Consider the following 5,346-nt stretch of genomic DNA (forward strand, 5'->3'; position numbering starts at 1 on the left):
GTTTTGACCACTAGCTAATCTTCTCTTGGAAAATTAACGTTGTGTTCTTAATTATATTAACGCTTCAGAATCTACCATAAGTTTACTTATGTGCTATTGCTTTCCAAACTTTCAAAGATCTTTCAGTTACTTCGGTGCCTCTCGGCTTCTTTTCGCTGCCCTTATTTTCGTTGTGCTTTCAGTTACTTTGGTGCCTTTCGGCTCTTTTTCGCTTCCCGCATTTCGTCGTTGGGGTTGCAAAGGTAGAAGTTTTTCGTTTCCCACCAAATCTATTTGAAATTATTTCAAACTTTTTTCTGCGAGTAAGTGAAACAAGACGTGCACAAAAACGTCCTGAATGAGTACAGTAGCGGATTCAGCTCCTCTGACCTTTTTTGAAAGTATTTTTCACGCGCGCACAATTTCTTTTGCTTCCGTTTATTGCGGTCACTTCTTCATGGCATTTTTTCTTGCAAAGACAACAGCTTACCGCGCCAGTGAGTCGTCGGTGAAGGACGAATCAACCATGTTGTCGAGCAACCCATTTGCTTCTTCCTGTGGCAACTCCTGCACGTTGCGCAGCTTCTTCTCGATGGCACGTGAGCGCACACCAGCCTGCTCGATCACATTGCTGGCCTCCTGCAGCTTCTTCTGCGTCTTCTCCAATATGCCGCCGAAGTTGCCAAACTCAGTCTTCACGGCCCCCAACAACTGCCACACTTCACTCGATCTCCTTTCGATGGCCAGTGTGCGGAAGCCCATCTGGAAACTGTTCAGCAACGCTGACAAAGTCGTGGGGCCGGTGATGATGATTTTATACTCGCGTTGGATGGTCTCGAATAGTCCGGGCGTTCTCAACACTTCTGCATAAAGACTTTCGAATGGCAGAAAAAGTATCGCGAAATCGGTGGTATTGGGCGGGTCGATGTATTTAGATGAAATATCGAAGGCACACTTCTTAATGCCACGAACGAAATTGCGGCGCGATTCCTCTACCAGCTCCGGCACTGCTTTATCATACGCTTCGACCAGCAACTCAAAATCTTCTTTGGGGAACTTGGAGTCTACCGGCAGCCACAACACTTTATCCCTACTCTCTTTACCGGGCAGCTTGACTGCAAACTCTACCAATGCATTTGATCCTGCTTTTGTCTTTACGTTCTTTCCGTATTGCTCGGGAGTAAGCAGCTGTTCGAGCATACTCTCCAGCTGATACTCTCCCAGGATGCCGCGGGTCTTCACATTCGTTAGCACCCGCTTCAGATCGCCCACACCAGTTGCCAGTTGCTGCATATCGCCAAGCCCTTTGTGAACCGCCTCCAGCCTTTCGCTCACCAGCTTGAAAGATTCACCAAGCCTGCTCTCCAGTGTCTTCTGCAACTTCTCATCGACAGTGGAACGCATCTCATCCAGCTTCTTCTCGTTGCCCGCCTGCAGTTCCGTGATCTTCTTTTCGAGTGTTTCCCTCAACTGATCCAGCCGATGCGAGGTAGTGGCATTCTGCTCGGTCTGCTTATTAAGCAACGCAAAGAAGTTCTCCTTCTGGTTCGCACTGAAGTCGTTGAGTGAACGGGAAAAGGTTTCCAGCTGTTCTTTTTGTCTGGCGGCACTTTCCTTCATCGCATTAGCAAGCTGGTCACCAAACAGCTGCAGGGAGCGGGTAAGCTCGAGGCGGGCATCTTTTTGTGCAGCATTGGCTTCAGTACGATTCACGCTGATCTCCGTTTTCACAGCCGATTCGATGCGGCCTATTTCGCCGGTGAGGGAATCAACTTTATACCTGATATCGGAGAGCTGACTGTTGCCATTTTTACCAGCCACCTTCATCAGCAATGCTATTACAACGACCAGCAACAGCAATACTGCTGCCAGCAGAAATATTTCGATAGTCATGGGTCAGTAATTTACAAATGGGTACTACGATATTACGCTTATTTTATGGGAGCGCATCGCTTTTTAAAGGATCCGCTTTCATCTTTAACATAATTCGCCTGCGGCAGCAACATTACAAAAACCAGGTGAGCCCACGGTACGGGAAACAGTATAGCATAAAACATCAACACACGATGAGTCGACCTGGATAGCAGCACAAGGCCATTGCGCTAATTGCCAGAACAACTTACAGACAAAGTAGCTCAAAAAACTTACCAGCCATCAACCACTAACTGCACAGGACAAATGTTTTTTTTCAAAACAATTCTCCATTTTGCTTTGCACATTCATTTGTTTCACTATTTTTGCACTATGAAACAAATGAATACATATCTATCAAGTCTGTCGCTCAGTTGCTATTGCAGCCGAACGAAGGGCTTACGTATGTATGCAAATCAAACACTTAGCTAATCAGCAAACGTTTATAAATGCATCAAAGCCCTTCAGGTTCAGCACTTGAAGGGTTTTTTGTTTTTAGAATTTGGTATTCACAGTTATGCTGCCAGTAACGGCACTTAATGCGTGGTATAACCGAAGTGGTAACGTCATGCCTTTATAGCCCCGTAGCCCAACGGAAGGAGGCGTCTGTCTTAGGAACAGCACAGGGTGAGTTCGAATCTCACCGGGTTACTATTGCGTAACAGCATCATGAGCAAGTACCCAATGCTGGCGATGGGATTGGTCTGCAAAACCAATTGAACAAGGGTTCAATTCCCTTCTTGCTCTCTTGTATTTGTGTGTGCTACGGAAGGTTAGCATAATTGGTAATGCAGCATTCTTGAAAACTGCCGTACGTGAACAGCGTTTGCAGGTTCGGATCCTGCACCTTCCGCGAAATAAAAATGGAGAGCAGGTAGACATTGGTTTGCTACGACATCCTGCTAAGATGTTCCATGCTAACAGCGTGGTAAAGGTTCGATTCCTTTGCTCTCCGCCAAACGGTCCGATGGGGCCGCAAATATTTACCGGGGCGTCGGTAACGACGGTGGAGTTACGACAGACTGTAAATCTGTAACATTAGAAACACAGGGGGTTCGAATCCCTCACGCCCCACTTAAAATTGGGAAAGCCTTCAAGTTGTAAGATTTGAAGGCTATTATCGTTCGAATATGAGAGCTTGCATTTATTCGCCGCAGAACACCAGAATATAATCCTGTTCATTTCTCGCCTGCCTGATCATTGATTTAAGATCTGCAAAATCTGTCAATAGGTGCATTTCATTAAATCCCAGGTCGGCAGAATTGTCTTTGTGCCATACTTCCGGATAAATTCCATTGGCATTGAATTCATCTGCGTCATACCTTTCGCTTATCTCTGCCGCTGAAATTGTATCAAACAAGGTATCGAGTTTTGAAATCACGTCGATACCCAGGTATGAGACCAGGCCTCCGCTTTCATAAAATTCAAATTGTTCCTCAAGTGTCAATTGTTCAATGTCTTTTCCGCCAAGAGATTGATTTGGAGAGAAGATCCCTCTGACAAGTTCAACCGTTGAGTCGTCCTGCCCTTTGGACAAAACATATTCAAGACCCATAAATGAGCCTTGAAATGTTACATGATTTTTAGCAGCAGAAACTTCAAACTGTTGCCTTCCGGCAGATTGTTCCAATTGCCTGAATTCATGCTTACCTACTCTGTAAAGTGTTACCGATTGGCCCATTGTAATCCCTTCTTTAATTGAAACAACTTTATACAACTCTATTATACGCTACAATTAGCAAAAGATGGCTTTTTTTGCCCGCATTTTTTTAATCCGACATTTGTCCTTCTTCTACCGGATGTACAAATCTTTCCCAGCGGCAAGCGTCTGCTTATTTTTCGTCACCAAAGTTTGCCCTATATTTACTGCTAGCCCAACCGATGCTGCTTATGAAATTATTCGCTTTGTCCTTTTGCCTATCGATAGCATTTTTGCTGCAAGCCCAGGTAAAAACAGGATCACTTCTTTGGAAATATACTACACAAGATAAAATCGTTACCAGCCCACGGATAGACAGCAATCATATTTACTACGGCAGCGACGATGGATCATTCTATTGTAATGCACTCAGCGATGGCCGCTTACTATGGAAGTTCAGTACCGGAAAACCCATCCGGTCTTCGGCCATAGTAGCCGATGGCAAAGTATTCTTTGGCTGCGAAGATGGTTTCGTTTACGCCCTCGACGCACAACAAGGAACCCTCCGCTGGAAGTTTGCCACCAAGGGCGAACGTAACTACGATCTATGGGATTATTACCGTTCTTCACCGGCATTCTATAAAGGGTTGCTTTATATCGGCAGTGGCGATGGCCATGTGTATGCCATCAATGCCGGCACCGGAAAAGAAGTATGGCGATTTGCCACCGGCGGTATTGTACATGCCGATCCTGTCATCAGCAACGACACTTTATTCGTCGGTAGTTTTGATGGAAACTTCTATGCGTTGCACGCAGGTACTGGCAAACTCATCTGGAAGTTCAAAACCATCGGCGATCGCTTTTTTCCGAAAGGAGAGATCCAGAAAGCCGCCCTGGTAACGAAGGATGCCGTCTATTTCGGTAGCCGAGACTACAACATCTACGCCTTAAATAAACAAACCGGGGTAGGACTTTGGAATATGAAAGAACAGGGTAGCTGGATCATTGCCACTCCACTCGAGAAAAACAGCAAGTTATTCTTTGGCACTTCTGACACCCATGCCTTTTACAGCCTCAACAACTTTTACGGTGAACTGCAGTGGAAATCGCCGCTGCCCCTTCGGTCGTACAACTCGCCTGTGGCTTACGATAGCCTCATTATTACTGGCTGCTACGATGGCTTTCTGTATGGGCTTGGAGAAAAGGGCGGAAAGATCGCCTGGCTGTTTCAAACGGATGGCAGCAAGAAAAACTATTCAACTGTATTTGATTCAACCGGGCATTTCCGCAGAGACTTTTCCATCTATGGTGACGACGCAGCCACCAAAGCTTCTGAAGCCAAAATACTCAACCTCGGCAGCATCCTCTCAACGCCAGCGATCCGGAACGGCGTTATTTATTTCGGAAGCACTGATGGCAGCCTCTATGCTGTCCGGATAGCTGGCAATTAAGAACGCGTAATCAGCTTTACCTCGCCCAGTCTCCAATGGGTTTCACTTCTTTATTATTCCATACTGTAATAATGGTTCAGGACAGCTCCCTTAATGAGCTAGGTTTTAGCTCATTTATTGCCGTACCTGACGCGCAGATAACGCGCATCAAACGGGAGCTAATTTCGGGAATGCCCGGGCTTGGTCCGGGTTTGGTCCGGGTTTGGTGTGCGTTAAGTGCGCGTCTATTTATCACCATGTCGAAATGTCTTGTACTGAAAAAACTTTACAGGTGGGTAGCTTATTACTGGGAGAGCTTTACAGTCGTTCACAATGATACGGATATAGCTTTACAGTTTGTCAGATTGTACGGATATAGCTTTACAG

The 5,346-nt window shown here is 45.9% G+C and carries 3 protein-coding genes and 4 tRNA genes; 5 read left to right on the top strand and 2 right to left on the bottom strand.

All coding sequences use genetic code 11. The annotated features are described in order from the left end of the window. Positions 1-465: 465 nt before the first annotated feature. Positions 466-1,872, bottom strand: a complete 1,407-nt coding sequence (locus P2H89_RS35335) for a DNA recombination protein RmuC (RefSeq protein ID WP_275836311.1) — start codon at positions 1,870-1,872, stop codon at positions 466-468. Between the two features lie 595 nt (positions 1,873-2,467). Here P2H89_RS35335 and P2H89_RS35340 point away from each other — a divergent pair. The 4 genes from P2H89_RS35340 to P2H89_RS35355 all read left to right on the top strand — a co-directional run bounded on the left by P2H89_RS35340 (position 2,468) and on the right by P2H89_RS35355 (position 2,848). Continuing rightward, positions 2,468-2,542 (top strand) — tRNA-Leu (locus P2H89_RS35340). 19 nt (positions 2,543-2,561) lie between these two features. Beyond that, positions 2,562-2,637: transfer RNA gene (locus P2H89_RS35345), tRNA-Cys, on the top strand. A gap of 20 nt (positions 2,638-2,657) precedes the next feature. Then, a tRNA-Ser gene (locus tag P2H89_RS35350) sits at positions 2,658-2,743 on the top strand. A gap of 12 nt (positions 2,744-2,755) precedes the next feature. Further along, positions 2,756-2,848, top strand: a tRNA-Ser gene (locus tag P2H89_RS35355). Positions 2,849-3,034: 186 nt separating this feature from the next. On the opposite strand, the gene P2H89_RS35360 is transcribed toward P2H89_RS35355, so the two are convergent. After that, on the bottom strand, positions 3,035-3,571 hold the full coding sequence (locus P2H89_RS35360) for a DUF1877 family protein (protein WP_275836313.1): 537 nt from the start codon (positions 3,569-3,571) through the stop codon (positions 3,035-3,037). Between the two features lie 209 nt (positions 3,572-3,780). On the opposite strand from P2H89_RS35360, the gene P2H89_RS35365 reads away from it, so the two are divergent. Continuing rightward, the gene (locus P2H89_RS35365; protein ID WP_275836315.1) at positions 3,781-4,980 is read left to right on the top strand and encodes a PQQ-binding-like beta-propeller repeat protein; all 1,200 of its coding nucleotides are present in this window, start codon (positions 3,781-3,783) and stop codon (positions 4,978-4,980) included. Positions 4,981-5,346 lie beyond the last annotated feature (366 nt).

The organism is Paraflavitalea sp. CAU 1676 (genome assembly GCF_029223285.1).
In the GTDB taxonomy this organism is placed as follows: Bacteria; Bacteroidota; Bacteroidia; order Chitinophagales; family Chitinophagaceae; genus Paraflavitalea.